This window comes from Thermus kawarayensis JCM 12314 (assembly GCF_055393575.1).
In genome coordinates this window covers 1798329-1823883 of the sequence record NZ_AP043756.1, presented here as the reverse complement: position 1 = coordinate 1823883, position 25555 = coordinate 1798329, and the positions used below count along the sequence as shown (strand labels likewise).

Below are 25555 nucleotides of genomic sequence, written 5' to 3'. Positions count from 1 at the left end.
AGGGATATGCTCACCTTACCCGATTTCCCCTTACCCAACGAGCGGGGCCGCTTTGGGCCCTATGGGGGGCGGTACGTGCCGGAGACCCTGATCCCGGCCCTGGAGGAGGTGGAGGCCGCCTACCGGGAGGCCAAGAAGGACCCCGCCTTTTTGGCGGAGCTGGACCACTACCTGAGGAACTTCGCAGGGAGGCCCACACCCCTCTACCACGCCAGGCGGCTTTCCCGGTACTGGGGTGGGGCCCAGGTCTATCTCAAGCGGGAGGACCTTCTCCACACCGGGGCCCACAAGATCAACAACACCCTGGGCCAGGCCCTCCTGGCGAAGCGCATGGGCAAGCGCCGGGTCATCGCCGAAACGGGGGCGGGGCAGCACGGGGTGAGCGTGGCCACGGTGGCGGCCCTCTTCGGCATGGAGTGCGTGGTCTACATGGGGGAGGAGGACGTGAGGCGCCAGGCCCTGAACGTCTTCCGCATGAAGCTCCTGGGGGCCGAGGTGCGCCCCGTGGCCGCGGGAAGCCGCACCCTCAAGGACGCCACCAACGAGGCCATCCGCGACTGGATCACCCACGTGCGCACCACCTTCTACATCCTGGGCTCGGTGGTGGGCCCCCACCCCTACCCCATGATGGTGCGGGACTTCCAGAGCGTCATCGGGGAGGAGGTGAAGCGGCAGAGCCGGGAGCTTTTTGGCCGCCTGCCCGACGCCCTCATCGCCGCCGTGGGGGGCGGGTCCAACGCCGTGGGCCTCTTCGCCCCCTTCGCCTACCTGCCCGAAGGGGAGCGGCCAAGGCTCATCGGGGTGGAGGCCGCCGGGGAAGGGCTTTCCACGGGCAGGCACGCCGCCAGCATCGGGGCGGGGAAGCGGGGGGTGCTCCACGGGAGCTACATGTACCTCCTCTACGACCACGATGGCCAGATCACCCCGGCCCACTCCGTCTCGGCGGGTCTGGACTACCCGGGGGTGGGGCCGGAGCACAGCTACTACGCCGACACCGGCCTCGCCGAGTACGCCAGCGTTACCGACGAGGAGGCCTTGGAGGGCTTCAAGCTTCTGGCCAGGCTGGAGGGGATCATCCCCGCCCTGGAGTCCGCCCACGCCATCGCCCATGCCGCCAAGGTGGTGCCGGAGATGGGCAAGGACGAGGTGGTGGTCATCAACCTCTCGGGCCGGGGGGACAAGGACGTCACCGAGGCCATGCGTCTCCTTGGGGGGGAGCTATGACCACAAAGGAGGCCTTTGCCCAGGCCAAGAGGGAGGAAAGGGCCGCCCTCATCCCCTACCTCACCGCGGGCTTCCCCAGCCGGGAGGGTTTTTTGCAGGCGGTGGGGGAGGTCCTTCCCTTTGCCGACCTTTTGGAGATCGGCCTGCCCTACTCCGACCCCCTGGGGGACGGCCCGGTGATCCAGCGGGCCAGCGAGACCGCCCTGAGGAAGGGCATGAGCGTCCAGGGGACCTTGGAGCTGGTGCGGGAGGTGCGTTCCCTCACCGAGAAGCCCCTTTTCCTCATGACCTACCTGAACCCCGTCCTGGCCTGGGGGCCGGAGCGCTTCTTCAGCCTCTTTAAGCAGGCGGGGGCCACGGGCCTTATCCTCCCCGACCTCCCTCCGGACGAGGACCCAGGCCTGGTGCGCCTGGCCCAGGGGATCGGCCTGGAGACGGTGTTTCTCCTCGCCCCCACCTCCACGGAAGCCCGCATCGCCACCGTGGTCCGCTACGCCACGGGCTTCGTCTACGCCGTTTCCGTTACCGGGGTGACCGGGGAGCGGGAGAGGCTTCCCGAAGAGGTGGAGGACCTGGTGCGCCGCATCAAGGCCCAGACCCCTCTCCCCGTGGCCGTGGGCTTCGGGGTTTCGGGCCAAAAGACAGCGGCCCAGGCGGCGGTGGCCGATGGGGTGGTGGTGGGGAGCGCCCTCATACGGGCCCTCGAGGCGGGCCGCCCCCTGGGCCCCCTCCTGGAGGAGATCCGGCGGGGGCTCCAGAGGGAAAAGGCCTAGGCGCCCGCGGGAGAGCCCTTCAGATCCAAATCCAGGGGCTCCGGCTCCTGGAGGAGGGCCTTCGGGTCCGGGTAGCGGAGGATGCGGTAGAGGGGGTCCCTTTCCGCGGGCTTAAACCCGGCGTCCACGATGTGGCGCACCATCTGGCGCACCGTGGCGTGGGTGCGGCCGTGCCCTCCCGCCGCCGAGACCACGTTCTCCTCCAGCATGGTGCTTCCGAAGTCGTCGGCCCCGTAGAAGAGGGCGGCCTGGGCCACCTTGAAGCCCAGGGTGGGCCAGGAGGCCTGGAGGTGGGCGAAGTTGTCCAGGGCGAGGCGGGCGATGGCGAGGGTCTTCAGGTACTCGTGGGCCGTGGCCCCGGGGGCCTTGCCCTTGAGGCGGGTGTGCTCCACCTGAAGCGTCCAGAGGGCAAAGGCGGCGAAGCCGTTTTTGTAGCGCTCCAGGGCCCTGTCCTGCTGGGCGCGGAGGCCCAGGAGGTGGGCGGTCCTCTCCTCCTTCCCCTCCCCAAAGCCGATGACCATGCTGGCCAGGGTGTAGAGGCCCAGGGCCTGGGCGGCGTCCACGATGCGGTACCAGTCGGCGGTCCGGATGCGGGCGGGGGCCGCTCTTTGCCGCACCGCGTCCACCAGGATCTCCGCCCCTGCTCCCGGCATCCCGTCCAGGCCTGCCTCCTTGAGCTTCTCCAGAATCGCCTCGGCCTTAAGGCCGGTGAGCCGCTCCAGCCCCAGGATCTCCTCGGGGCTGAAGGCGTCTATGCGCAGGTCGGGGAAGCGGCCCTTGAGGTAGCGGAGGAGGTCCAGGTACCACTCCAGGGGAAGCTCGGGGTTCACCCCGCCTTGCATGAGGATCCGCTTCCCCCCCACCTGGTAGAGTTCCTCAATCTTTTGGGCGATCTCCTCGTAACTCAGGGTGTAGGCGTCCTTCTGCCTCTTGGTGCGGTAGAAGGCGCAGAAGGCGCAGGCCACGGTGCAGACGTTGGTGTAGTTGATGTTGCGGTCAATGAGGAAGGTGACCACCTCGGGGTCGGTCTTCCTCAGGCGCACCTCGTGGGCGGCGGCGGCGAGCTCGGGGAGGGGAAGGTCAAAGAGGGTTAGGACCTCGGCCTCGGAAAGCCTCTCCCCGGCCACGGCCTTCTCCAGGACGTCCATGTCCTCCATCCTACACCCGCTTTTCCCGGGCGGGGGGGCCTTGGGTAAAATCGGGGCATGGAGCTCAAGCTCATCCCCATCGAGAAACCCGAGAACCTGAACGTCATCCTGGGCCAGGCCCACTTCATCAAGACGGTGGAGGACCTGCACGAGGCCTTGGTGACGGCGGTGCCGGGGATCCGGTTCGGCCTGGCCTTCTCCGAGGCCAGTGGCAAGCGCCTCATCCGCCGCTCGGGGACGGACGAGGCCCTGGTGGAGCTCGCCGTGAGGAACCTCTTGAACCTGGCCTCGGGCCACGCCTTCCTCATCGTCTTAGGGGAGGGCTTCTACCCCATCAACGTCCTCCACGCCGTCAAGGCCTGCCCCGAGGTGGTGCGGATCTATGCCGCCACCGCCAACCCCCTGAAGGTGGTGGTGGCCGAGGAGGGAGAGCAGAGGGCCATCCTCGGGGTCATGGATGGCTTCAAGCCCCTGGGCGTGGAGGACGAGGCCGAGGTGGCCTGGCGCAAGGACCTGCTTCGCCGCTTCGGCTACAAGCTCTAATCCCACCCCATGCTGGCTTGCGCCAGCATGGGGGCCCCGGTAAAGAGGGCGAGGGCCGGGTATAATCCCACATATGGAAGGTTCTTTGGCCCCGGACTTCGCCCTCCCCGACCAGGAGGGCAGGGTTCACCGCCTCTCCGACTACCGGGGGCGGTGGGTGGTCCTCTACTTCTACCCCAAGGACGACACCCCGGGTTGTACCAAGGAGGCCTGCGGCTTCCGGGACCACATGGGAAGCCTAAGGGCCCTGGGGGCGGTGGTCCTCGGGGTTTCGGCGGACGACGTGGAAAGCCACCGGCGCTTCGCCGAGAAGTACGGTTTAAACTTCCCCCTCCTCGCAGATCCCGAGCGGGAGGTCATAAGGGCCTACGGTGCCTGGGGGAAGAAGAAGCTCTACGGCAAGGAGTACGAGGGGGTGCTGCGCCAGACCTTCCTCATCGACCCCGAGGGCAGGATCGCCAAGCTCTGGCGCAAGGTCTCCCCCGAGGGGCACGCCCTAGAGGTGGCCGAGGCCCTTGAGGCGCTGAAGGGGGCCTGATGGAGCGCCCCTTGGAGGCCTACAAGAAGGAGGCGGCCCACGCCGCCATCGCCTACGTCCAGGACGGGATGGTGGTGGGCCTGGGCACGGGTTCCACGGCCCGGTACGCCGTCCTCGAGCTCGCCCGCCGCCTAAGGGAGGGGGAGCTTAAGGGGGTCAGGGGCGTCCCCACCTCCGAGGCCACCCGGGAGCTGGCCTTGAGGGAGGGGATCCCCCTGGTGGACCTCCCTCCTGAGGGGGTGGACCTGGCCATTGACGGGGCGGACGAGATCGCTCCCGACCTCTCCCTCGTCAAGGGCATGGGTGGGGCGCTCCTCCGGGAAAAGATCGTGGAGGCCTCGGCCAGGGAGTTTCTGGTCATCGCCGACCACACCAAGAAGGTGCCCGTCCTGGGCCGGGGGCCGGTGCCGGTGGAGATCGTCCCCTTCGGCCACCGGGCGACCCTTCGGGCCATCGCCGCCTTGGGGGGGGAGCCCGAGCTCCGCATGGACGGGGACGAGTTCTACTTCACCGATAACGGCCACCTCATCGCCGACTGCCGCTTCGGCCCCATCGGGGACCCTCTGGGCCTGCACCGGGCGCTTTTGGAGATCCCCGGGGTGGTAGAGACGGGGCTTTTCGTGGGGATGGCCACCCGGGCCTTGGTGGCGGGGCCTTTGGGGGTGGAGGAGCTTCTTCCCTAGTGTAGAATGGAGGCCATGAAGGGCATGCCCCGGTTCTAGGGCGGGGAAACCTCCCCGCCCGGGGCGCATGCCCCGGTTTTTTTTGAGGAGGGCGCATGGAAAAGGTCTTCTACGTGACCACCCCCATCTACTACGTGAACGCCGAGCCCCACCTGGGCCACGCCTACACCACGGTGGTGGCGGACTTCCTGGCCCGGTGGCACCGCCTGGACGGGTACCGCACCTTCTTCCTCACCGGCACCGACGAGCACGGGGAGACGGTCTACCGGGCGGCCCAGGCCGCGGGGGAAGACCCCAAGGCCTTCGTGGACCGGGTTTCCGGGCGCTTCAAGCGGGCCTGGGACCTTCTCGGCGTCGCCTACGACGACTTCATCCGCACCACGGAGGAAAGGCATAAGAGGGTGGTGCAGCTCGTCCTGCAGAAGGTCTACGAGGCCGGGGACATCTACTACGGGGAGTACGAGGGCCTCTACTGCGTCTCTTGCGAGCGCTTCTACACGGAAAAGGAGCTCGTGGAGGGCCTCTGCCCCATCCACGGGAGGCCCGTGGAGAGGCGGAGGGAGGGGAACTACTTCTTCCGCATGGAGAAGTACCGGGAGTGGCTTCTCCATTACCTCCAGGACCACCCCGACCTCATCCGGCCCGAAGGGTATAGGAACGAGGTGCTGGCCATGCTCGCCGAGCCCATCGGGGACCTCTCCATCTCCAGACCCAAGTCCCGGGTCCCCTGGGGCATTCCCCTCCCCTGGGACGAGGACCACGTCACCTACGTGTGGTTTGACGCCCTCCTGAACTACGTTTCCGCCCTGGGCTACCCCGAGGGGGAGGCCTACCGGGTCTTCTGGCCTCACGCCTGGCACCTCATCGGCAAGGACATCCTGAAGCCCCACGCCGTCTTCTGGCCCACCATGCTGAAGGCTGCGGGGATTCCCATGTACCGCCACCTGAACGTGGGGGGGTTCTTGCTGGGCCCGGACGGGCGTAAGATGTCCAAGACCTTGGGGAACGTGGTGGACCCCTTCGCCCTTCTGGAGAAGTACGGCCGGGACGCCCTCCGCTACTACCTCCTTAGGGAGATCCCCTACGGCCAGGACACCCCGGTGGGGGAGGAGGCCCTTAAGGCCCGGTACGAGGCCGACCTGGCCGACGACCTGGGGAACCTCGTCCAGCGGACCCGGGCCATGCTCCTCCGCTTCGCCGAGGGCCGCATCCCCGAGCCCGTGGGGGGGGAGGAGCTTGCGGAGGGGACGGGGCTTGCGGGGAAGCTCAGGCCCCTGGTGCGGGAGCTTAAGTTCCACGTGGCCCTCGAGGAGGCCATGGCCTACGTCAAGGCCTTAAACCGCTACATCAACGAGAAGAAGCCCTGGGAGCTCTACCGGGAGGACCCCGGGGCGGCCCGGGCCGTCCTCTACCGGGTGGTGGAGGGCCTGAGGATCGCCTCCATCCTCCTCACCCCCGCCATGCCGGGCAAGATGGCAGAGCTTAGGCGGGCCTTGGGGCTTAAGGAGGCGGTGCGCCTGGAGGAGGCGGAGCGCTGGGGCCTGGCCGAGCCCAAGCCCATTCCAAAGGAGGCTCCCGTCCTCTTCCCCAAGGAAAAGGAAACCAAGGGGGAGGCCAAGCCCAAGGAGGAGCACCTCATCGGCATTGAGGACTTCGCCAAGGTGGAGCTCCGGGTGGCGGAGGTGGTGGCGGCGGAGAAGCACCCCAATGCCGACCGGCTTCTCGTCCTCAGGCTTTCCCTGGGGAACGAGGAGCGCACCGTGGTCTCGGGGATCGCCAAGTGGTACCGCCCCGAGGAACTCGTGGGGAAGAAGGTGGTCCTGGTGGCCAACCTCATGCCCGCCAAGCTCCGGGGCGTGGAGAGCCGGGGCATGATCCTCGCCGCCCAGGAGGGGGAGGCCCTGGCCCTGGTGACCGTGGAGGGGGAGGTGCCGCCCGGGGCGGTGGTGAAGTAGGCCCCGGCCTAACCGGGGCCCCCATGCTGGCGCAAGCCAGCATGGGGTGGTGTTATCGGTTCAGCTCCTCCAGGGCCCGCTTCAGGATGGCGTCGTTTTCCAGGTCCAAGACCGCCTGGCCCCGATCCTCGGGCAAGGGGCGGCTCCGCTGGGGCTCGGCGTAGGTGAACTTGCCCTCCTGGTCGGCTTTTACCTTCACCGTCTTGCCGTTTAGGGTCACCGTTACCTCCGCCCCAGGCGGGGCCCCCGCTCCCTGGAGGGAGAAGGGGGTGGGGAAGCGGGTGTCCTTGACCTCAATGTCGGGCTTCAGGCCCTCCTTGTTGATGGCCCGGCGCTTGGGGGTGAGCCACTCAAAGGTCACCAGGGTGAGCTCGCCCCCGTTGGCCAGGGTGTAGGGGGTCTGGCCCACGCCCTTGCCGAAGGTCTTCTCCCCGATGAGCTTGGCCCGGCCGTAGTCCTGGAGGGCTCCGGCCACGATCTCGCTGGCCGAGGCGGAGTTGCCGTTCACCAGGACCACCATGGGGCCCTCCCAAAGGGGCCTCCCCGAGGCCTCGCACCAGACCCGGGTGAGGTTCTTGGTGCGGGTGTAGACAATGGGGCCTTCCTTCAAAAAGGCGCTGGCCACGGCGCACCCCTGGTCCAGGAGGCCGCCGCCGTTGTCCCTGAGGTCAAAGATGAGCTTCTTCACCCCTTGGGCCTTCAGGTCCTCTATGGCCTTTTTCAGCTGGTCCTCCACCTTGAAGTTGGCGAAGGTTTCCAGGGCCACGTAGCCCACGTCCCCGATCCTGCCCGTGGAGACCGAGATGATCTCCACCTTTTCCCGGACGAGCTCAAAGACCAAGGGGGCCGGAACCCCTTCCCGGCGCACCTTGAGGGTAACCTTGGTCCCCTCGCGGCCGCGGATGCGGGCCACCACTTCCTGGAGGGGAAGCTTGGTCACGTCCTCCCCGTCCACCTCGAGGATCACGTCCCCGGCCCTGAGGCCCGCCCGCTGGGCGGGGAGGCCCTTCATCACCCCTTCGATCTTGGCCCCGGTGCCGTCGGGGTTGGCGGGGGTGAGGGTGGCCCCGATGCCGTAGAACTCCCCCCTTAGGTCTTCCTGCCTCAGGCTTGCCCGCTGGGGCGGGGAGTAGCTGGTGAAGGGGTCCTCCAGGGCCTGGACCATTCCCCCGATGGCCCCCTCTAAAAGCTTGTTCAGCTTTTCCCTGGGAAGGGACTCCAGGTAGTCCTGCTGGATCCTCTGGTAGACCTCCAGAAGGGCCTGGCCGTTGGGGTTTTGCAACAGGTTTTCCGCCTGGGGGCGGGGGAGCTGGGCGTAGACCAAGGCCAGCAACACCCCAAGCCCCGCGATGACCCATGCGCTTCGCTTCATCCTCTCCCTCACTCGCCTTCACTATAGCGCCTTTCCATGAGAAGAAAGCGTGGTCCGCCTCCCCTATAGTGGGGGCATGATCGCCTTTCACCGGGTGAGCCTGGAGTACCCCCGCACCAGGACCAAGGCCCTTTACAACGTGAGCCTCGAGGTCAAAAAGGGAGAGTTCGTCTTCGTGGTGGGCCACTCGGGAGCGGGAAAGTCCACCCTTCTTTCCCTCATCCTCAGGCGGCTTACCCCCACCCAGGGGGCGGTCTACTTCGCCGGACAGAACCTGAAGGCCTTGAGGGGGGACGGCATCGCCCTCCACCGCCGCAGGATCGGCATGGTTTTCCAGGACCACCGCCTCCTCGCCGACATGACCGTGGAGGAGAACCTGGCCTTCGTCCTCAGGGTCCAGGGAGTGCCCTCTAGGGAGTGGCCGGAGCGCATCGCCTTGGCGCTACGCCGGGTGGGGCTTGCCCACAAGAAACGGGCCTTCCCCGAGGAGCTCTCCGTGGGGGAGGCCCAGCGGGTGGCCCTGGCCCGGGCGCTCCTTCTGGACCCCCCGGTCATCCTCGCCGACGAGCCCACGGGCAACCTGGACTCGGAAAACGCCCTCCAGGTGCTGGATATCCTCAAGGCGGCCCACCAGCGGGGGGCCACGGTGGTGGTGGCCACCCACAGCCGGGAGCTTTTGGAGGCCTACCCCACCCGGGTCGTGGTCCTGAAGGCGGGGCAGGTGGTGCGGGACGAGCGTCCCGGGGAAGGTGGTAGCATAAGGGTAAGGGAAAGCCCTGACCGGGGCGGAAAGGAGGGCGCATGAACATCTACAAGCTCGTCGGCCGCAACCTGGAGATCACCGACGCCATCCGGGACTACGTGGAGAAAAAGCTTTCCCGCCTGGACCGCTACCAAAACGGGGAGCTCATGGCCAAGGTGGTCCTTTCCCTGGCGGGGAGCCAGCACGTGGAGCGCAAGGCCAAGGCCGAGGTGCAGGTGGACCTCCCCGGGGGGCTGGTGCGGGTAGAGGAGGAGGACCCCGACCTCTACGTGGCCATTGACCGCATGGTGGACCGCTTGGAAACCCAGCTCAAGCGCTTCAAGGAGCGCCGCTATATGGGCAAGCGCCACACCTACCAGGGCCCCCCTCCCCCCGAGGTGCGGGACATGGAGGCCCTGCGCAAGCCCGAGGAGGAGGAAGGCCCCAGGATCGTGCGGGTGAAGCGCTTTGAGATGAAGCCCATGGACCCCGAGGAGGCCGCCTTTCAGATGGAGGCCCTGGGGCACGATTTCTTTGTCTTCCGCAACGCCAAGACCGAGGAGATCAACGTCATCTACCGCCGCAAGGACGGCAACTACGGGCTGATTGAGCCCGCCTAGGTGAGGTCAAGGTTGGGGTGGGGGGCCCTTAATAGTAGGCCGAGGGGTCCACGAAACGGGTCTCCCCTCCCACCCGCACCGCCACCCGGAACTCCAGCGCGTCCGGGGGAATGAGAAGGCCCCCCCCGGTGTAGCCCAGCACCTGGCCCTGGCGCACCCGTTCTCCCTCCTGCACCAGGGGTTCTTGCAGGTTGGTGTACACGGTGGAGAGGGTCTCCGTGTGCACCACCATCACCGTGTAGCCCAGATTGGGCAGGTAGAGGATCCCCGCCACGTACCCTTCCGCCGCCGCCTGGACGGGGCTTCCCGGGGCGGGGCCTTGGAGGACCTGGAAGGGTCCCTCCTGCCCGTAGGGGACCAGGACCCGTCCCCCGGGCACGGGGAAGGCCAGGCGTCCTAGGGTGGCGGGGAGGGGGGGCGGGGGCACCACCACGGTCTGGGGGGCTTGGGCTTGTTGGCGCCTGCGGGCCTCCTCTTGGCGCCTTCGCTCCGCCTCCTTAAGGGCGAGGAGCCTCTGCCGTTCCTCCAAGACCTGGGCCTGGAGCTGGGCCAAGGCCCTTTGCAGGCGTTGGCGCTCGGTGAGGGCGTCCCGGAGGAGGGCCTTTTTGCCCTCCTCTTCCTGGCGGAGGCTTTTCAGGGTGGCCTCGAGGCTCTGGCGCTGGGATTCCAGCCTCCGTTGGTTCTCCGCCAGGGCCGCTTCCTTGGCGGTGAGGTCGGCGAGGAGGAGGGCGAGGCGCTCCCGCTCCTCCTTCAGGGCCTTGAGGGTGGCCTGGAAAAGGCGCACCAGCTCGGTGTCCTGCCGGGAGATGTAGCCCACCCAGCGGGCCCGCACCGCCAGGTCGGTGAAGGACTGGGCCCGAAGAAGGGGCAGGTACCGGCCGGACCGCTCCCGGTACAGGCTTCGCATGAGGGCCTCGAGCCTCCCCCTCAGGGCGGCCAGGTTCCCCTCCAGCTTGGCGATCCGGGCCTCGGTCTCCCGGACGGCTTCCTTGAGCCGGGCGATCTCCCGGCGCAGGGCCTGCCTTTCCCCCTCGAGGCGGCGGATCTCCTCCTCCAGGCGGGCCTTTTCCGCAAGGAGGTTCTGCACCCGTTGGGAGAGGCGGGCGAGCTCGCGGTTGAGGCGCTGGATCTGGGCCTGGGCCCTCTCGTCCAGGGCGCGGGCTTGGGCGGCCTCGGCCTCCAGGGCCCGCACCCTCTTTTCCTGGGTGGCCACGTCCTGTCCCAGGGCCAGGAAGGAAAGGAGAAGGCAGAGCCAAAGCCAAAGCCTCGCCACCCTAAACCTCCTTGAGGTAGGCCCGGCTGGCCATGTAGGCCCCCCCTGCCCCCAGCACCAGGGCCAGGAAGAGGACCCCAAGGGCGGTTCGCAGGAGATCCCCCTGGCCGAGAACCGGGAGGAAGGGGAGGAGGCCCTGGAGGGCCCGGGAAAGCCCCAGGTAGAGGCTTCCTCCCGAAAGCACCGCCAAAAGCCCGGCCGCCAGGGTGAGGAGGAGGCCTTCCACCACAAAGGGCCCCTGGGCGAAGCGCCGCGTGGCCCCCACCAGGAGCATGATGGAAAGCGCCTCCTTACGGCTTTCCACCGAAAGGCGGATGGACCCCATCACGCTGAAAAAGGTGTTGAGGAGGAGAAGCCCCACCAGCACCCCCATGGCCAGGCGGCTTCCCGAAAGCACCTGCACCAGGCGCTCCGTGAGCTCCCCTCCGTACTCCACCCCTTCCACTCCAGGAAGCTTCCGCAGGCGTTCGGCCACGGTGCGCACCGCCTCCGGGTTCCTCAGCCGGAGCCGCAGGGTGTCGGGGAGGGGGTTTCCCACCAGGTCCTTGGCCTCGGCCAGGTAGGGGTAGTCCAGGACCAGCTGGGCCAGGGCCTCCTCCTTGGGCACCAAGCGCACCTCTCCCACCTCGGGCCAGGCCTGGATCTCGGTGAGGAGGGTTTCCACGTTGGCGTCCGCCTTGAGGAAGGCGGCCACCTCCAGCTCCTTCTCCAGGCTCTGCACCACCCTTTCCAGGTTCCAGAGGAGGAGGCCTAGAAAGTAGAGGAGGGCGAAGGAGACCAAGGCGGTGAAGAAGGTGGCGAGGCTGGCCGTGGGGTGCCTGAGGATCTGGCGAAGGGCCTCGCGGAGGGCGTACACGCCCTATATCTTAAGCTCCCCCGGTGAGAAGGACCTTTAGCGGGTCCTTTTCCTCAGACTTGGCCGCTATACGGCCTTAGGGTAAAGATTGACCTCCTTAAGGAAGCCCCCTAAGCTTCTCCCCTGCCTCCAGAAAGGGCGCCTCGTCCCACGCCATGCTGCCTCCCGGGGTTTCTCGGGAGTATACCCCCTTGCCCCTAAGGCCGCCCCCCTCTAGGGCACATTTGGCCGGAAGAGAGCCTTGCCCCGGGCCTTGAGCGCCTCCCGCCACCCTTCCAGGGGATAGATCCCCCCCGCCAGGGCCTCGAGGCCCCTCAGCTCCCCAAGAAGCTCCACCGCCTCCCGGAACTCCTCCCGGGTGTAGGTGTAGCTCCCCAGGAGCCCCACCTCCTTGAACCAGAAGGGGGAGAGGTCCACGAGCTCGAGCCCCGGGGCCCCCAAAAGGAGCACCCTTCCCCCTTCCCGGGCGAGGGCGAGGGCCTCCCGGAAGCCCCTCCCGCTTCCCGAGGCCTCCACCACCGCCTCGTACCCGCCCCTAGAGCCCTCAAAGAGGAGGTAGCGGTAGCGCTTGGCCCTCTCCCGGAGGGCCTCCTTGGCGCTGGCGAAGACCCCGTCCGCCCCGAAGGCCTTCGCCCTCTCCGCCTGGTGGGGGTACTTGGCCACGGCGAAAAGCCTTCCCGTGTAGCCCAAGGCCCTTAAGAGCCTCACCGCCAGGAGGCCGATGGTCCCCATCCCCAGCACCAGCACCTCCCCGGGCCAGGGTCTGAGCTTCCTCAGGCCCCTGAGGACCACCGCCAGGGGCTCGGCGAAGACGGCCCGTTCGTCGGGAACCCCTTCGGGAACGGGGAAAAGCCTCTCGGGCCGAGCCAGGACCCACTCCCCCCACCCCCCCGGGAGGTCCCGGTTGTAGCCCAGGATCCCCGGGGCCAAGGAGCCTTCCGCCACGTTCTGGCAGAGCCCCTCCTCCCCCCTTTGGCACATGGGGCAGGGGGGAAGCCCCCTTTCGGCGCAGGCGAGGAGGGGGTTCACCGCCACCCGGCTTCCCTCCACCTCCCCCAGGATCTCGTGGCCGAGGACGGCGGGGAAGGAGAAGAAGGGGCTTATGGTGGGGGGGCTTTTCCCGTAGAGGAGGGCGAGGTCCGAGCCGCAGACCCCGCTTAGGCGCACCCTGACCTTGAGGAAGCCTTCCCGTTCGGGAAGGGGGACCTCGGCGAGCCTGAGGGGGAGGAGGCTTTTGGGGAAGCGCTTGCCGAGAAGCCTCGCCCCCAGGAAGCGGGGGAGGGAGGGGGTGTAGAGGAGGGCCTTCATGTCATGGGCACCGTGCGGATGAGCCTGCCCTCAATGCGCTCCAGGATCTCGTCCAGGCTGCGTCCGGTGATGGTGAGGCCGTGGTTCTTGAGGCCCACCACCGCCCGGGTGGGGTCAGGGGCCTCCCGCACCTTCTCCGCCACCGCCTGGGCCAGCTCGTAGGTGCCGCAGGGGTAGTTGAAGGGGGTGGCCGGGACCCCCTCCATCCAGGCGTGGACGTGGAGGATGGCCCCCACCCCGGGGTGCTCGCGGTAGATCATCCAGTGCTCTATGGCGTCCACGCTCACCCGCCTGGGCTCCACGTGGGGAGGGACGGAGAGGAGGATGGCGTTCCCTTCGGGGTCGTAGTCCTTCACCATGAGGATGTCCCGGCCGATCTCCTTGAGGTTCGCCTTGTCCACCCCGCTTGCCGACATCCAGAAGCGCCTTTCGTCCTTGCGCACGGAGAGGTTCCCGTAGGAAAGCCCCCCGATGCCGTAGAGCCTTTTCACGTGCCTCAGGTCCTCGGGGGGGAGGATCTCCTCAATGGGGAAGGGGGCCGGGAGGAGGTCCCAGGCTTTCAGCCTCTTCCCCGCCCGGTGCATGCTCTCGGTGAGCTCGTCCCCCTGCCAGAGCTCGGGCTCGAGGTCCGGCTCAAAGACGTTGTTGATGACGAGGCGGCTGCAGGCGATGGGCCTTAAGCGCCCCGCCACCCGCTGGTAAAACCCCTCGCCCTCGGGCTCCTCGTAGTGGCCGAGCTCCAGGGTGAGGAACTTCACCCCCCGGCCCGGCGCGTAGGCCAAGAGGACGTTGGAGAGCGCCCGGACCAGGTAGGGGTAGAGCTCCCGCAAGGGGTCTTGGGGGAAGGCGGGAAGCTCCATGGCCGAGGCCACGAAGGTGGCCTGGGCCTTGCGGCGGTAGGGCCTGGGGTTCTCCGGGGTGATGGCGTTGAGGACCAGGTTGGGGGCTTCGGATTCGGGGTTAAAGCGGAAGCCCTGGGCCTCGAGGGCCTTCCCCACCCCCTCTAGGAGGGTCTTAAGCCTGGGCGTCGGTTCCCCGTGGATGAGGTACTCCCACATAGGACCTCCTTGCTCTGGCCTTTAGGCTACCCCATACTGGGTCCATGGCGGAAGCGCTCTGGGGGAAGAGCGCCCTCCTCCCGGGGCTTCGGGTGGGGCACTTCACCGATGAGGAGGCCCTCACCGGGTGCACCGTGGTCCTGGTGGAGGAGGGGGCGGTGGCGGCGGTGGACGTGCGGGGGGCGGCCCCGGGCACCCGGGAGACGGACCTTCTCGCCCCCGAGAACACCGTGGAAAGGATCCAGGCCGTTCTCCTCACGGGGGGAAGCGCCTTTGGCCTCGCCGCCGCGGACGGGGTGGTGCGCTACCTCCGGGAAAGGGGCAAGGGCTTCCCCACCCCGGGGGGCGTGGTGCCCATCGTGCCCGCGGCGGTGCTTTACGACCTGGGGCGGGGAAGGGTCTTCAGGCCTCCGGGGGCGGAGGCGGGGTATGGGGCCTGCTTGGCCGCGGGAGGCGAGGTGGCCGAGGGGAGCGTGGGGGCGGGAACGGGGGCGGTCTCGGGCGGGGTGAAGGGGGGCTTTGGCCTTGCGGGCTACCTTCTGGAGGAGGGCTTTCGGGTCATGGCCCTGGCCGCGGTGAACAGCCTCGGCCGCCCCTTTGACCCCCTCACGGGGAGGCTCTACGCCGAAGGCCTCCTCGCCCCGGAGGAAAGAGCCCTCCTTCCGGACCTCTCCCGTTACCGGGGAAGCCTCGAGGACTACCGCTTTCCCTTCCTCCTGGGCCAGCACACCACCCTGGCCGTGGTGGCCACGGACGCCCCCCTCACCAAGGCCCAGGCCAAAAGGCTCGCCATCATGGCCCAAGACGGCCTCGCCCGGGCCCTCCGCCCGGCCCACACCCCCTTGGACGGGGACCTGGCCTTCGCCCTGGCCCTGGGGGACGGGAGGGGGGTGGAGCCCTACCTCCTCCTCCGCCTCGGGGCCTACGCCGCCGACGCCCTCGCCCGGGCCATCGCCCGGGGGGTGCTGTGGGCGGAGGGGGTGCCGAGGGTGCCCGCATACCGGGAGCTTGTGCATAAGAATGGAGAATGACCGAATAAAAGTTTCCTTGACCCCTGAGCATCCTTGGGATAGATTGCCCTCGCTAAAACCGCGGAGGAGCGTATGAGGAAGACTTACTGGCTGGTGGGGCTTTTCGCGGCTCTCGTTTTGGGCGGTTGCCAGATGGCTTCTAAGCCCGATCCAACCCCTACCTTAGCTGAGGCCTTCTGGCCCAAGGAGGCCCCCGTCTATGGCCTGGATGACCCTGAAGCTATCCCAGGCCGTTACATTGTGGTCTTTAAGAAGGGAAGAGGTCAGTCCATGCTCCAGGGTGGAGTCACAACCCTGCAGGCACGGCTGGCTCCCCAGGGGGTGGCGGTGACCCAGGCCTACACGGGCGCCCTCCAGGGATTTGTGGCAGTGATGGCGCCCCAAGCCTTAGAGGCCTTAAGGCAGGATCCCGACGTGGAGTTCATAGAGGCGGACAAGGTGGTGCGAGCGTGGGCTACCCAGAGCCCTGCTCCTTGGGGCCTGGACCGGATTGACCAGCGGGACCTCCCTCTTTCCAACAGCTACACCTACACCGCTACGGGAAGGGGGGTTAACGTCTATGTGATTGACACCGGAATTCGCACGACCCACCAGGAGTTCGGCGGCCGGGCCCAGGTGGGCTACGATGCCCTAGGGGGGAACGGCCAGGACTGTAACGGCCACGGCACCCACGTGGCGGGGACGATCGGCGGGGTGACCTATGGGGTAGCCAAGGCGGCCAACCTCTACGCCGTGCGCGTCCTGGACTGCAACGGTTCCGGCTCCACTTCTGGGGTCATCGCCGGAGTGGACTGGGTCACGCAGAACCACCGCAAGCCGGCCGTCGCCAACATGAGCCTAGGAGGCGGAGCCTCCACGGCTCTGGACAACGCCGTGAAGAACTCCATCGCCGCGGGGGTGGTCTACGCTGTGGCCGCAGGGAACGACAACGCTAATGCCTGCAACTACTCTCCGGCTCGGGTGGCCGAGGCCCTTACCGTGGGGGCTACCACATCCTCCGATGCCCGTGCCAGCTTCTCCAACTACGGTAGTTGCGTGGACCTCTTCGCCCCTGGGGCTTCCATCCCCTCGGCCTGGTACACCTCGGACACGGCCACCCAGACCCTTAGCGGCACCTCCATGGCCACCCCCCATGTGGCCGGGGTGGCTGCTTTGTATCTAGAGCAAAACCCCTCGGCCACGCCAACCGTTGTAGCCGATGCCATCCTCAACGGAGCCACTACGGGGCGGCTTTCGGGGATTGGCTCGGGGTCCCCTAACCGCCTCCTTTACTCCCTGCTCTCCTCGGGGGGCGGTTCCACAGCCCCCTGTGCCGACTGCAGCTACTACACGGGTAGCCTTTCCGGTCCTGGCGACTATGACTTCCAGCCCAACGGCACCTACTACTATAGCCCTGCCGGTACCCATAGGGCCTGGCTTAGGGGCCCCGCCGGAACGGACTTTGACCTATACCTCTGGCGTTGGAATGGTTCCCGTTGGGTGACTGTGGCCAGCTCTACAGGGTCTACTTCGGAGGAAAGTCTCACCTATAGCGGAACCGCAGGCTACTATGTCTGGCGTATCTATGCCTATAGCGGTTCAGGGACGTACGAGTTCTGGCTCCAGCGCCCCTAGGTTCGGGGGTTGATGCATGCCTCCCCTGGGAAGCGCCTGGGGGAGGTTTTCCCTTTAGCGTCCTGGGAAGGGGGTGAGGACCGCTTCCACCTGGAAGACATGGCTTTCCCGGCGCACGGTGAGGCGGATTCCGTCCCCCACCTGGTGCCTGCGCACTTCACGGAGGAGGTCCCCAAAGCTGTTTACCGGCACCCCATCCACCTCGAGGATCACGTCCGGTACCCCGCCCGATTCCAGGCCCTTAAGCCCCGCCCGGTGGGCGGCTCCCCCCGGGACCACCTCCCCCACCAGCACGCCCCCAGGGGGCAGGCCCAGCTCCTGGGCGAGCTCGGGGGTAAGGGCCCGGGGGCCCCTTAGGCCCAGGTAGGGCCAGTAGCTCCTCTCCCCCCTTTCCCAGGCGGCGAGGGCGTCCTTCCGCCCGAAGAGGGGGGTGAAGAAGCTGCGGAAGCCCTCCTCCGTCTGCCCGATGGCCACCGCCACCCCGAAGACCCGTCCCTCGGCGTCCAGCACCGGCCCCCCCGAGTCCCCGGGGGCTAAGGGCAGGGAGGTTTCCACCAGGCCTTGGGGGAGGAAGGGGGAGGGGCTGGCCTCGAGGCGGGTCACCCTCCCGTACCGGGGAGCGATGAACTGGTTCCGCCCGTTGCCGATGTGGAGCACCGCCTCCCCCACCCGGGGGCGCCGGGCCGTCTCCAGGGGGAGGGTGGCCGGGGCCTTGGCCTCCGTGGCCAGGACCGCCAGGTCCCAGGGCTCGGCGAAGCCCAAAACCCGGGCCTCGGCCTGGGTGCGGTCGGCAAGGACCAGCCGGAGAGGCCCCCCCTCGGCCACCACGTGGTAGGCGGTGAGGACGAGGCCTTGGGCGTAGAAGAAGCCCGTGCCCCGCCCGCCCTCGGGGCCCTCTATGCGCAACGCGGCGGGGTGGGCCTTGGCGTAGACCTCCTGGAGGGCCTCGGGACTCGCCTGGACAGGCTCGGCCCAGAGGACGGGCGGCCCCTTGGCGATAAGGGCCTGGAGGGCTAGCCCCAGAAGCAACACCAGGGCCAGGGGCCGGAGGAAGCGCATGGCCTCATTCTGCCCCTTTCCTTGGCCCTGGAGGGTGTCGGGGGCCACCCTTCAGTGCCAGAGGAGCAGGACCCCGAGGAGCAGGAACCCGATCCCCGGCCAGGGGTGGGGGCGCCTCAGGAGGAGGTGAAGGAGAGCGACCCCGAGGAGGGCGAGGAAGGGGTGAGGGGAGAGCCTTCCCGCCAGGGCCAGGTAGACCAGGCCCAGGAGGGCGTTCAGGTCGTAGAGGCCGAGGAGGACCCGGGTCATGCGGGGCACCTGCCGCTTTACGAGGAGGTAGGCGCCCATGAGGAAGGCGAGGGCCACGAGGGCGAACCCCAAAAGTCGGTGCAAGGCGGGCGTCCCGAGGAGGGCCGTGGGGAGGCCCTGGAGGGTGTAGCCCAGGGCGGCGGACAGGACGATGAGGAGGCCGAAGCCCATCTGCGTCCAGCCCACGAGGCGGGCGGGCACCGGAGGCCGCAGGAGGGCCCGGGTGCCGTAGAGGGCGAGAAGCAGAAGGGCGAGGAAGGTGGGCCAGGGAAGAAGAGCCCTGAGGGCGAGGGAAAGGGCCAGGAGGGCCGAGGCCCAAAGGGCGAGGTGGGCGGGGTAGGTCCTGGGCCTCGAGCCCCGGGCCCTCAAGACCTGGGTGCGGGCGTAGTAGAGGGCGGCCACGTCCCTTAGGGCCAGGGCGAGGAAGCTTCCCAGGGCCACCTCCCGGGAAAGCCCCCCGGCGAGGACCCCGGCGGGGGCGAAGGCAGCCATGAAGAGGGCGGCGGCCGTCTCGGGGAAGAGGTCCCGGGAGCGGTTTCGGGCGTCCGTGTAGACCACGTACCCCCCGAGGGGCAGGGCGAGGAGGAGGGGAGGGAGGAAGGAGTCTTCCGCGGTGAGGAGGGCGAGGAGAAACCCGGAAAGGGCGAGGGCGAGGTAGCCTGCGCCCACTTTTAGGGCAAGGTCCGTGCGAGGGTAGCGCTGGCCCCGCCTCAGGTCCTGGTAGAGGAGCTTCAGGGGGTGGCGGGCGAGGAAGCCAAAGAGGCCGAAAAGGAAAAGCCCCAGGGTGGGGAGGCCGGGGGCGAGGAGGAGGCCGAGGAGGAGAGGCTCGAGGGTGAAGCCCCAGCCCCCGTGCTCCGTGGGGAGGGCTACCGGTTTGAGGGGGGCGCCTGCAGCTTTGCGCATGGTTTTCAGGGTAGGGGATGGGGCCCGGGATAAAGGTCCCCTGGCCCCAGAGTACCCCCAGCATGAGGAGGGCGGAGGTTCTCCGGCGGGCTCCGGCCGCAGGCGGGCGCGCACCAGGTAGTGGGCCATGGTCCGGTCCTCCTTCCCCCCAGCTTGGAACCAGTCCGCCTCCGGTAGGACGCACTCCGGGCACTGGGCCTCCACGAAGCGGATCCATTCCAGAATCTCCTCCTCGTCCCTCACGGGGCCCAGGTGGTAGACCTCGAGGAAGGCGTCTGCCACCAGGGCGCCCCCTTCGGGGATGGCGGGGAGGAGGGTTCCTTCCGGGTCCAGGAGGAGGGGGAGGGGTGTGGCCCTGGGGGTCTGGGCCAGGAGGTAGGCCTGGGCCCCCAGGGCCTCGAGCTCCGCTTCCCGCAGGGCGAGGCCCCGGGCCAGAGCCTCGTCCTTGAGGAGGACGAGGGGCCTCCCCTTGAGGTCCGGAAGGTAGACCTTGCCCCCCTCTGGGGTCTGGAGGGTGTAGGGAGGGAGGGGCTTGCGCAGGCGGACCATGCCTCACCCTAGGCGGCCTAGGACCTGGGCGTCAACGGCCGTTCTCACCTTCGCCCGTCCAGGGGCTCTGAATGCTAATATGGCTGTATGCGCACCACCCTGGACCTGCCGGACCCCCTGTACCGGCGGCTGAAGCTCCAGGCCGCCAGGGAGGGGAAGACCCTCCGGGAGCTGGTGATCCGCTACCTGGAGGAGGGGTTGAGGCGGGGGGGGTCTCCTGGGCCTCGGCCCCTGCCGCGGGTCCCCGAGGCTGGGCGGCGCATCCCCGTTCGCACCCACGAGGAGCTTTGGGCCCTCCTGGAGGACGAGGGTGGACCTGCTGGACCTTAACGTCTGGTTCGCCCTCTTGGTGCCCGAGCACCCCTTCCACCCCCGGGCCCGGGCTTACTGGGAGAGGGCTTCCGATCCCTTCCTGGTCCGAGTCACGGCCTTGGGCCTCCTCCGCCTCCTGACGAACGCCAGGGCCATGGACGGCAAGCCCTTGGGGGTGAGGGAAGCCTGGAAGGTCTATTGGGAGCTGCGCTTGAGCTCGGGGGTTCCGCTTTTGGAAGAGCCTGAGGGCCTGGACGAGGCCCTGGCCGACCTGGTCCAGGGAGGGCTTTCTCCCCGCCTCTGGACGGACGCCTACCTGGCGGCCTTCGCCCTGGCCGGGGGCCACCGCCTGGTGACCTTTGACCAGGACTTTCTGCGCTTTCCCGGGCTGGAGGTCCTTCGCCTTTCCCCTTGACCCCGGTCATGGACGGCCTCCCGCGCCGCTCCCACCCTGGGAGGTGGAGGTGCAAACAGTTGGGACATAGCGCACACCTCTTTACCCAAGCGCTCGCGCGCCTTCGCATCCTTCCACCTCACCCGAGCGAGTCCCGTACGATGAAAAGCCCTGGAAGGGCTATACTCCCTCACAGGAGGCCGTCGGTGGTCAGCGGAGCTACCTCGCGGGGAAGGTCCAGGAAAAGGAAAAAGGAGAAGGCCTTCACCGGGGCCCAGGCCCTTCTCGCCTTCCCTTCTGAAGAAGGCCGGAAAGCCACCCTGGACCTCATGCGCAGGTTTTCCGCCGCCGTGCGCTACGCCTACAACCGCCTTCTGGAAGGAAAGGACCGGGAGGAGCTCAAACGACAGGACGGCCCCCTCTGTACCCTCTTCCGCCTCAACACCCGCCACGCGGACGACGCCATCGTGAAGGCCGGGGCCATCCTGGACTCCACCAGGGAGAGAGGAGAAGACCCCCGCAAAGTCGTCTTCGGGGGAAGGAAGCTCTTTGAGCAACTGAAGCGGAAGCACCTCTCCGGCGAAGCCCTCAAGAAACTCAAACGGGAGTGGCGGGAAAGGCGTCAGGGCCTTCTCTACTCCCGCGGGGACAGGACCAAGGGGGGCAACCTGAACCTGAGGCTCCTCGTCAAGGACGGGAGCTTGTGGCTCCGGATCAACCTGGGGGACGGGAGCTACGCCCACGCCCTGGTGAAGACGGGCCACCCGAACCTTAACGCCCTCCTCCAGAGGGTGTACGCCTCGCTTCCCTACAACGTGGAGCTCACCCTCAAGGGGGGCAAGGTCTACGCCACCTTCGCCTGGGAGGAGGAGCCCGCGCCCCTCGTGGCCACGAAGGAGAACGGCGTCCTCGCCCTGGACGTGAACTCGGACCCTTACCATCTTGCCTTGGCCCTCGTCTCCCCTGACGGGAACCTGAGGCGCCACCTCACCCTCTCCCTGGAGGAGGTGGACCGGGCAGAGAACAGGGGGGCGAAGGAACTGGTCCTCTGGAAGGTGGCCCACCAGGTGGTCTCCCTGGCCGAGGAGCGCGGGGTGGCCATCGCCACGGAACGCCTCAGATACCTCCGCAAGACGATGAGGGGCGATGGCTCTGGCAGGGCCTTCCGGAGGAAAGCGCACCGCTTCGCCTACCGTTCCCTCCTGAGGAAGGTCCACTCCCTCGCCAGGAAGCGGGGCGTGGAGGTGTTGGAGGTGAACCCCCAGGACACCTCCACGATAGGGATGCTCAAGTACGCCCCTCTGCTTTCCCTCTCCAAGGACGTGGCCGCCGCCCTTGTCATCGGGAGAAGGGCTCTGGGATTCCGGGAGAAGTTGCCCAGGGGCTACCAAGCCCTTATCCAGGACGGAACCTTTCGGGCTCACGTTCAGGACTTCTACGCCTCCAGGGTCGGGGAACTCGGGGCCAGGCACGGGGCTGAGCGCAACCCCTACCTCAAGAGGAGGCTTGTTCGCGAGCTGAGAAAGGCCCGCGCTTCCCTGTCCTTGCTTTCAAGCCTTCAGGGCTCACCGGGGAGCCAAGAGGGGTCAACCGAGGGAAGGAACCCCGTTGGCGCCAATCCCTGGCGGGTCTTGAGGGTAGGCCTCTGCAAGATAGGCCCTACGGGCCTGACCCTTCCCCTCCTCGGGCGCGAGGTACCGAGGGACCTCTCTCCCCTCAAGCCCGTCCTCCTCGGGGGACCGTGGGAGGGGTGGAGGGTTGGCCTAGGTCCTCCTCCTGGTGGGGGGCCGGCGCGCAGTAATGTGCGCTTTGGTTGACCAGGTGAGGGATGCCCCACGTGATCTGCGAGCCCTGCATCGGCGTGAAGGACAGGAGTTGCCAGGAGGTCTGTCCGGTGGAGTGCATCTACGACGCCGGGGAGCAGCTTTATATCCACCCCGACGAGTGCATTGACTGCGGGGCCTGCGTGCCCGCCTGTCCGGTGAGCGCCATCTACCCCGAGGAGGACGTCCCCGAGCAGTGGCGGATCTACATAGACAAGAACCGCACCTGGGCCCAGACCCTGCCCAACGTGCACGTGCTTTCGGGTTAACCCGAGCGCACCCAGTAAGGTTCCCCGTCTGCCTGGCACACCCCGCGGAAGGCGCAGCTTCCACAGGCCGCCCCACAGGCCAGGGGACGGACGTAGCCCCGGGCCGCGAGCTTTTCCAGGAGAAGGGCCGCCGTTTCCGGCCTCAGCCCCAGGGCCTGGGCCAGCTGGGAAGGGGTCCTGGGGAGGGTGAGGAGGGCGAGGGCTTCTTGGATCATGGCCATAGCCGGTAGGCCAGGAAGGCCAGGAGGTAGGCCAAGGAAAGCTGGTAGACCACGGACAAGCCGGCCCACCTTTTCCCGATCACCTGCCTGAGGGCGGTGAGGGTGGCCACGCAGGGGGTGTAGAGGAGGACGAAGACCAGGTAGGCCAGGGCGCCCTGGGGGCTCACGGCCCCTTTGAGGACCGCCTGGAGAGGCGTGGGCTCGAGGGGGGGTAGAAGGCTCGGAGGGGCGAGGAGGGCCAGGAGTCCCTGGAGGGTGCCGGCAAGGGCCCCCCAGAGCCCCTGGGCCAGGGTCCTGAGCCCCTCGAGGAGCCCCAGGGGACCCATGGCCTCGGTTCCCAGGAAGCTCACCCCCAAAGCCCCCACCACCACCTCCTTGGCCACGAAGCCCGGCACCAAGGCGCCCACCAGCCGCCAGTCGCCGAGGCCCAAGGGGGCGAAGAGGGGGGTGAGGGCCTGGGCCAGGAGGGCGTAGGGCGTGGACCCGGCTAAGGGCACGTGGAGCAGGGTCCAGATGAGGAGGACCGCCAGGAGGATGGGCCCCCCGGCCCCCCGCACGAAGCTCCCGGTGCGGGCCAGGGAGAGGCGCAGGAGGAGCCTTAGGGGAGGGAAGCGGTAAGGGGGGAGTTCCATGGCGCCCTCGCTGGCAGAAGCCCCCAGGGCCCTCCCCAGGAGAAGAGCGGTGAGAAGGCCTACCCCCAGGCCCAGAAGGTACAGGCCGAAGACCACCAGAGGGGCGCGCTCGGGAAAGAAGGCGAAGGCGAAGAGGGTGAAGACCGGAAGCCTGGCGCCGCAGGCCAGGAAGGGGATGGCCAGGGCCACCCTAAGCCGGTCCAGGGGGTGGGCGAGGGCCCGGGTGGCGTAGACGGCGGGCACGTTGCACCCGAAACCCAGGACCAAGGGGATGAAGGCCTTTCCGGGAAGGCCTGCCCAGCCCATGACCCGGTCAGCCACAAAGGCCATGCGGGCCAGGAAGCCGGAGGTTTCCAGGAAGGCCAGGGCCAGATAGAGGAGGAAGAGGACGGGGGTAAAGGAGAGGACCGTGCCCACCCCCGCCACCACCCCTTCCGCCAGGAAGGAGCGGAGAAGATGGGGGAGGGGAAGGGCCAGGCTCCAGCCTGCCAGCACCTCCTGGGCCTGGCCCATGAGGTCCACCCAGGGGGCGGAGAGGGCGAAGGTGAAGCGGAAGGCCAAGAACATGGCCAGGAGGAAGAGGGGAAGGCCCAAAAGGGGGTGGAGGACCAGGCGGTCCAGCCTCTCGGTGAGGGAGGGCGGGGCCTCCTTGCGGCGCACGGCTTGGTGGTAGACCTCCCGGGCCCTTTGGTAGCGGGCCTCGAGGGCCAGCAGGTAGGGGTCAAGCCCCTCCGCCGAAAGCCTTTCCCGTTCCTCTACGGCGCGCCTTTGGGCCTCCTGGGGCAGGGGTACCCTCTCCCCCAGGAGGGCGAGGAGGCCGAGGGCCCGGCGGCCGGGCTGGGGAATAAGGGGCTCCAGGCGGGCCAGGGCTTCTTCCAGGGGCGCGGGGTAGCGCACCGGGGGCCTAGGCACCCGGGCCTCGAGGACCTTCTCCAAAACACCCTCCACCCGGCCCCGGCTGGCCACGGCGCCGGCCACGGGGAGGCCCAGGGCTTCCTCCAAGGCGGCGAGGTCCACCTCCAGGCCCTTGGCCTCGGCCTCGTCCAAGAGGTTCACCACCACGGCGGTGGGAAGGGCCAGCTCCACGGCCTCCAGGGCCAGGACCAGGCTCCGCTCCAGGTTGCCCCCGTCCAGGACCAAGAGGAGGCGGTCCGGCGGGTCCAGGAGAAGCTCCTTTAGGACCAGGCCCTCCTCGGGGGAGGTAGGGAGGAGGCTGTAGGTGCCGGGGAGGTCCACCAGCTCCACCCGGGCCTCGCCCAGGCGGAGGTGGGCTGATAGCCTTTCCAGGGTGGTGCCGGGCCAGTTGCCCACTTCCAGACGCGCCCCCGCCAGGGCGTTGATGAGGGAGCTCTTCCCCGTGTTGGGGTTGCCCACCAGGGCCCAGCGTTCCTCGGCCTTGAGGACCGGGGTGGGGGCATGGCAACGGGGGCAGCTCACGCCTCCTCCAAGGTCTCCACTAGGACCTGGCTGGCCTCGCTCTGCCTCAGGAGGAGGAAGGCGTCCCCGGCCCGCACCTCCAGCGGGTCCCCCAGGGGGGCCCGGAGAAGGACCTCCACCAGGACCCCGGGCCTGAGGCCCAGGGCCAGAAGCCGCCTGCGCTCGGGGGGGACCCGCAGGACGCGGGCACGGGTGCCGGGAGGGAGGTGGGCCAGGGAAGACATGGGCATCACCTAAGGGGGAGGTTAAACCCAAGGGGGGTGAAAGTCAAGTATTCCGGTCGGATTTTGTGATTCAATAATGAGAAGCGTTAGCGTTTAATCAGGCCCTCCAGGGCCCCGGGGTCCGGCACCTCCACCCGCCTTCCCGAGAGGCGGATGAGCCCCCGGCGGTAGAGCTCGCCCAGGTTGCGGGAGACCGCCTCGGGCACGGTGCCCAAGAGGGCGGCGAGCTCGGGGTTGGTGGGGAGGCGGAAGCCCTGCCCTTCTTCCCGTAGCCTCTCCAGGAGGAACTCGCAGAGCCTCTCGCGCACCTCGTGGAAGACCAGGCGGTCCAGAAGGTGGAGGAGCTGGCCTTGGCGACGGGCCAGGTAACGGATCAGGGCCCGGGCCAGGGGGGGTCTTTCCTCCAAGAGCCGGAAAAACCGGTCCTTAGGAATGGCCAGGACCTCGCTTTCCTCCAGGGCCTCGGCGCTGGCCGGGTAGGTGGCGCGGTCTAGAAAGAGGGCCACCTCGGCCAGGACCCGCCCCGGCCCCTCCACGTGCAAGACCACCTGCTTCCGCCCCTCGGGGTCCAGCTTGTAGACCTTGACGAGCCCCTTCTGGACCACGAAGAGGCCCTGGACGGGCTCACCTTCCAGGAAGAGGAGTTCCCCTTTGCGCAGGCGCCGGACCTGGGCCTCTGCCACCAGGGCCCTCAGGTCCTCGGGAGCGAGCTCGCGGAAAAGGGGGACCTGGGCGAGGTCCATCC

General features: G+C 68.2%; 26 protein-coding genes and 1 pseudogene. 14 read left to right on the top strand and 13 right to left on the bottom strand.

The window, feature by feature from the left end; genetic code table 11:
- Positions 1-6: 6 nt before the first annotated feature.
- Positions 7-1224, top strand: coding sequence for a tryptophan synthase subunit beta (gene trpB / locus ACZ5RK_RS10010; RefSeq protein ID WP_464909042.1), 1218 nt, complete (start codon positions 7-9; stop codon positions 1222-1224).
- Positions 1221-1997: a tryptophan synthase subunit alpha gene (gene trpA / locus ACZ5RK_RS10005; protein ID WP_464909041.1), complete on the top strand. Its 777-nt coding sequence runs from the start codon at positions 1221-1223 to the stop codon at positions 1995-1997. The genes trpB and trpA overlap by 4 nt, the downstream gene beginning before the upstream one ends.
- On the opposite strand, the gene mqnC is transcribed toward trpA, so the two are convergent.
- Positions 1994-3154 (bottom strand): cyclic dehypoxanthinyl futalosine synthase, encoded by a 1161-nt coding sequence (gene mqnC, locus ACZ5RK_RS10000; protein ID WP_464909040.1) that lies wholly within the window; start codon positions 3152-3154, stop codon positions 1994-1996. The genes trpA and mqnC overlap by 4 nt on opposite strands.
- A gap of 48 nt (positions 3155-3202) precedes the next feature.
- Between mqnC and ACZ5RK_RS09995 the strand changes: the two genes are divergently transcribed.
- The 4 genes from ACZ5RK_RS09995 to metG all read left to right on the top strand — a co-directional run bounded on the left by ACZ5RK_RS09995 (position 3203) and on the right by metG (position 6864).
- Positions 3203-3688, top strand: coding sequence for an adenosine diphosphatase (locus ACZ5RK_RS09995; protein ID WP_054647070.1), 486 nt, complete (start codon positions 3203-3205; stop codon positions 3686-3688).
- 73 nt (positions 3689-3761) lie between these two features.
- Entirely contained in the window at positions 3762-4226 is a 465-nt protein-coding gene (gene bcp, locus ACZ5RK_RS09990; RefSeq protein ID WP_054647071.1) for a thioredoxin-dependent thiol peroxidase, read from the top strand.
- Positions 4226-4909, top strand: coding sequence for a ribose-5-phosphate isomerase RpiA (rpiA, locus tag ACZ5RK_RS09985; protein ID WP_464909039.1), 684 nt, complete (start codon positions 4226-4228; stop codon positions 4907-4909). The genes bcp and rpiA overlap by 1 nt, the downstream gene beginning before the upstream one ends.
- A 95-nt stretch (positions 4910-5004) precedes the next feature.
- Positions 5005-6864: a methionine--tRNA ligase gene (gene metG, locus ACZ5RK_RS09980; RefSeq protein ID WP_464909038.1), complete on the top strand. Its 1860-nt coding sequence runs from the start codon at positions 5005-5007 to the stop codon at positions 6862-6864.
- A 52-nt stretch (positions 6865-6916) separates the two neighbouring features.
- On the opposite strand, the gene ACZ5RK_RS09975 is transcribed toward metG, so the two are convergent.
- Complete coding sequence (locus tag ACZ5RK_RS09975; RefSeq protein ID WP_464909037.1) at positions 6917-8236, bottom strand: S41 family peptidase; 1320 nt, start codon at positions 8234-8236, stop codon at positions 6917-6919.
- Positions 8237-8312: 76 nt separating this feature from the next.
- On the opposite strand from ACZ5RK_RS09975, the gene ftsE reads away from it, so the two are divergent.
- Together ftsE and hpf are read left to right on the top strand one after the other, a co-directional pair.
- Positions 8313-9041 carry a cell division ATP-binding protein FtsE gene (ftsE, locus tag ACZ5RK_RS09970; RefSeq protein ID WP_054647072.1) on the top strand — a complete coding sequence of 243 codons (729 nt, stop codon included), beginning with the start codon at positions 8313-8315 and terminating at the stop codon, positions 9039-9041.
- Positions 9038-9598, top strand: coding sequence for a ribosome hibernation-promoting factor, HPF/YfiA family (gene hpf / locus ACZ5RK_RS09965; RefSeq protein WP_464909036.1), 561 nt, complete (start codon positions 9038-9040; stop codon positions 9596-9598). Before ftsE ends, hpf begins: the two co-directional genes overlap by 4 nt.
- 28 nt (positions 9599-9626) lie before the next feature.
- Here the strand turns inward: hpf and ACZ5RK_RS09960 are convergent, their stop codons facing one another.
- The 4 genes from ACZ5RK_RS09960 to ACZ5RK_RS09945 all read right to left on the bottom strand — a co-directional run bounded on the left by ACZ5RK_RS09960 (position 9627) and on the right by ACZ5RK_RS09945 (position 14093).
- The gene (locus tag ACZ5RK_RS09960) at positions 9627-10871 is read right to left on the bottom strand and encodes a murein hydrolase activator EnvC family protein (protein ID WP_464909035.1); all 1245 of its coding nucleotides are present in this window, start codon (positions 10869-10871) and stop codon (positions 9627-9629) included.
- Position 10872: 1 nt separating this feature from the next.
- Complete coding sequence (locus ACZ5RK_RS09955) at positions 10873-11727, bottom strand: cell division protein FtsX (RefSeq protein WP_054647542.1); 855 nt, start codon at positions 11725-11727, stop codon at positions 10873-10875.
- 213 nt (positions 11728-11940) lie between these two features.
- Complete coding sequence (locus tag ACZ5RK_RS09950; protein WP_464909034.1) at positions 11941-13035, bottom strand: zinc-dependent alcohol dehydrogenase; 1095 nt, start codon at positions 13033-13035, stop codon at positions 11941-11943.
- Positions 13032-14093: a class II aldolase/adducin family protein gene (locus ACZ5RK_RS09945; protein WP_464909033.1), complete on the bottom strand. Its 1062-nt coding sequence runs from the start codon at positions 14091-14093 to the stop codon at positions 13032-13034. The genes ACZ5RK_RS09950 and ACZ5RK_RS09945 overlap by 4 nt, the downstream gene beginning before the upstream one ends.
- Before the next feature lie 44 nt (positions 14094-14137).
- On the opposite strand from ACZ5RK_RS09945, the gene ACZ5RK_RS09940 reads away from it, so the two are divergent.
- Together ACZ5RK_RS09940 and ACZ5RK_RS09935 are read left to right on the top strand one after the other, a co-directional pair.
- Positions 14138-15124 (top strand): P1 family peptidase, encoded by a 987-nt coding sequence (locus tag ACZ5RK_RS09940; protein ID WP_464909032.1) that lies wholly within the window; start codon positions 14138-14140, stop codon positions 15122-15124.
- Between the two features lie 72 nt (positions 15125-15196).
- The gene (locus ACZ5RK_RS09935) at positions 15197-16738 is read left to right on the top strand and encodes a S8 family peptidase (protein WP_464909031.1); all 1542 of its coding nucleotides are present in this window, start codon (positions 15197-15199) and stop codon (positions 16736-16738) included.
- Positions 16739-16792: 54 nt separating this feature from the next.
- On the opposite strand, the gene ACZ5RK_RS09930 is transcribed toward ACZ5RK_RS09935, so the two are convergent.
- The 3 genes and pseudogenes from ACZ5RK_RS09930 to ACZ5RK_RS09920 all read right to left on the bottom strand — a co-directional run.
- Positions 16793-17797, bottom strand: a complete 1005-nt coding sequence (locus ACZ5RK_RS09930) for a S1C family serine protease (protein WP_464909030.1) — start codon at positions 17795-17797, stop codon at positions 16793-16795.
- 51 nt (positions 17798-17848) lie between these two features.
- Entirely contained in the window at positions 17849-18949 is a 1101-nt protein-coding gene (locus ACZ5RK_RS09925; protein WP_464910082.1) for a YwiC-like family protein, read from the bottom strand.
- 159 nt (positions 18950-19108) lie between these two features.
- A pseudogene (locus tag ACZ5RK_RS09920) lies at positions 19109-19498 on the bottom strand (hypothetical protein); the annotation flags it as partial.
- Positions 19499-19585: 87 nt separating this feature from the next.
- On the opposite strand from ACZ5RK_RS09920, the gene ACZ5RK_RS09915 reads away from it, so the two are divergent.
- The 4 genes from ACZ5RK_RS09915 to ACZ5RK_RS09900 all read left to right on the top strand — a co-directional run bounded on the left by ACZ5RK_RS09915 (position 19586) and on the right by ACZ5RK_RS09900 (position 22296).
- Entirely contained in the window at positions 19586-19828 is a 243-nt protein-coding gene (locus tag ACZ5RK_RS09915; protein WP_014511201.1) for a hypothetical protein, read from the top strand.
- Complete coding sequence (locus ACZ5RK_RS09910) at positions 19809-20225, top strand: TA system VapC family ribonuclease toxin (protein ID WP_464909029.1); 417 nt, start codon at positions 19809-19811, stop codon at positions 20223-20225. Before ACZ5RK_RS09915 ends, ACZ5RK_RS09910 begins: the two co-directional genes overlap by 20 nt.
- 185 nt (positions 20226-20410) lie before the next feature.
- A complete protein-coding gene (locus tag ACZ5RK_RS09905; RefSeq protein WP_464909028.1) occupies positions 20411-22021 on the top strand; it encodes an IS200/IS605 family accessory protein TnpB-related protein in 1611 nt (536 codons plus the stop codon).
- 11 nt (positions 22022-22032) lie between these two features.
- Entirely contained in the window at positions 22033-22296 is a 264-nt protein-coding gene (locus ACZ5RK_RS09900; RefSeq protein WP_464909027.1) for an indolepyruvate ferredoxin oxidoreductase subunit alpha, read from the top strand.
- On the opposite strand, the gene ACZ5RK_RS09895 is transcribed toward ACZ5RK_RS09900, so the two are convergent.
- The 4 genes from ACZ5RK_RS09895 to ACZ5RK_RS09880 form a co-directional block, all read right to left on the bottom strand.
- Positions 22293-22511: a hypothetical protein gene (locus tag ACZ5RK_RS09895; protein ID WP_464909026.1), complete on the bottom strand. Its 219-nt coding sequence runs from the start codon at positions 22509-22511 to the stop codon at positions 22293-22295. The two genes, ACZ5RK_RS09900 and ACZ5RK_RS09895, sit on opposite strands and share 4 nt — an antisense overlap.
- A complete protein-coding gene (gene feoB / locus ACZ5RK_RS09890; protein WP_464909025.1) occupies positions 22508-24586 on the bottom strand; it encodes a ferrous iron transport protein B in 2079 nt (692 codons plus the stop codon). The genes ACZ5RK_RS09895 and feoB overlap by 4 nt, the downstream gene beginning before the upstream one ends.
- Positions 24583-24816 (bottom strand): FeoA family protein, encoded by a 234-nt coding sequence (locus tag ACZ5RK_RS09885; protein ID WP_464910081.1) that lies wholly within the window; start codon positions 24814-24816, stop codon positions 24583-24585. The genes feoB and ACZ5RK_RS09885 overlap by 4 nt, the downstream gene beginning before the upstream one ends.
- 80 nt (positions 24817-24896) lie before the next feature.
- Complete coding sequence (locus ACZ5RK_RS09880) at positions 24897-25553, bottom strand: Crp/Fnr family transcriptional regulator (protein ID WP_464909024.1); 657 nt, start codon at positions 25551-25553, stop codon at positions 24897-24899.
- Positions 25554-25555: the final 2 nt, after the last annotated feature.

What these genes read in the sequence shown, in the direction of transcription:
- trpB (WP_464909042.1), top strand. Translation starts at nt 7, where the DNA reads ATGCTCACCTTACCCGATTTCCCCTTACCCAACGAGCGGGGCCGCTTT.
- trpA (WP_464909041.1), top strand. Translation starts at nt 1,221, where the DNA reads ATGACCACAAAGGAGGCCTTTGCCCAGGCCAAGAGGGAGGAAAGGGCC.
- mqnC (WP_464909040.1), bottom strand. Translation starts at nt 3,154, where the DNA reads ATGGAGGACATGGACGTCCTGGAGAAGGCCGTGGCCGGGGAGAGGCTT.
- ACZ5RK_RS09995 (WP_054647070.1), top strand. Translation starts at nt 3,203, where the DNA reads ATGGAGCTCAAGCTCATCCCCATCGAGAAACCCGAGAACCTGAACGTC.
- bcp (WP_054647071.1), top strand. Translation starts at nt 3,762, where the DNA reads ATGGAAGGTTCTTTGGCCCCGGACTTCGCCCTCCCCGACCAGGAGGGC.
- rpiA (WP_464909039.1), top strand. Translation starts at nt 4,226, where the DNA reads ATGGAGCGCCCCTTGGAGGCCTACAAGAAGGAGGCGGCCCACGCCGCC.
- metG (WP_464909038.1), top strand. Translation starts at nt 5,005, where the DNA reads ATGGAAAAGGTCTTCTACGTGACCACCCCCATCTACTACGTGAACGCC.
- ACZ5RK_RS09975 (WP_464909037.1), bottom strand. Translation starts at nt 8,236, where the DNA reads ATGAAGCGAAGCGCATGGGTCATCGCGGGGCTTGGGGTGTTGCTGGCC.
- ftsE (WP_054647072.1), top strand. Translation starts at nt 8,313, where the DNA reads ATGATCGCCTTTCACCGGGTGAGCCTGGAGTACCCCCGCACCAGGACC.
- hpf (WP_464909036.1), top strand. Translation starts at nt 9,038, where the DNA reads ATGAACATCTACAAGCTCGTCGGCCGCAACCTGGAGATCACCGACGCC.
- ACZ5RK_RS09950 (WP_464909034.1), bottom strand. Translation starts at nt 13,035, where the DNA reads ATGAAGGCCCTCCTCTACACCCCCTCCCTCCCCCGCTTCCTGGGGGCG.
- ACZ5RK_RS09945 (WP_464909033.1), bottom strand. Translation starts at nt 14,093, where the DNA reads ATGTGGGAGTACCTCATCCACGGGGAACCGACGCCCAGGCTTAAGACC.
- ACZ5RK_RS09940 (WP_464909032.1), top strand. Translation starts at nt 14,138, where the DNA reads ATGGCGGAAGCGCTCTGGGGGAAGAGCGCCCTCCTCCCGGGGCTTCGG.
- ACZ5RK_RS09935 (WP_464909031.1), top strand. Translation starts at nt 15,197, where the DNA reads ATGAGGAAGACTTACTGGCTGGTGGGGCTTTTCGCGGCTCTCGTTTTG.
- ACZ5RK_RS09930 (WP_464909030.1), bottom strand. Translation starts at nt 17,797, where the DNA reads ATGCGCTTCCTCCGGCCCCTGGCCCTGGTGTTGCTTCTGGGGCTAGCC.
- ACZ5RK_RS09925 (WP_464910082.1), bottom strand. Translation starts at nt 18,949, where the DNA reads ATGCGCAAAGCTGCAGGCGCCCCCCTCAAACCGGTAGCCCTCCCCACG.
- ACZ5RK_RS09915 (WP_014511201.1), top strand. Translation starts at nt 19,586, where the DNA reads ATGCGCACCACCCTGGACCTGCCGGACCCCCTGTACCGGCGGCTGAAG.
- ACZ5RK_RS09900 (WP_464909027.1), top strand. Translation starts at nt 22,033, where the DNA reads ATGCCCCACGTGATCTGCGAGCCCTGCATCGGCGTGAAGGACAGGAGT.
- ACZ5RK_RS09895 (WP_464909026.1), bottom strand. Translation starts at nt 22,511, where the DNA reads ATGATCCAAGAAGCCCTCGCCCTCCTCACCCTCCCCAGGACCCCTTCC.
- ACZ5RK_RS09885 (WP_464910081.1), bottom strand. Translation starts at nt 24,816, where the DNA reads ATGCCCATGTCTTCCCTGGCCCACCTCCCTCCCGGCACCCGTGCCCGC.
- ACZ5RK_RS09880 (WP_464909024.1), bottom strand. Translation starts at nt 25,553, where the DNA reads ATGGACCTCGCCCAGGTCCCCCTTTTCCGCGAGCTCGCTCCCGAGGAC.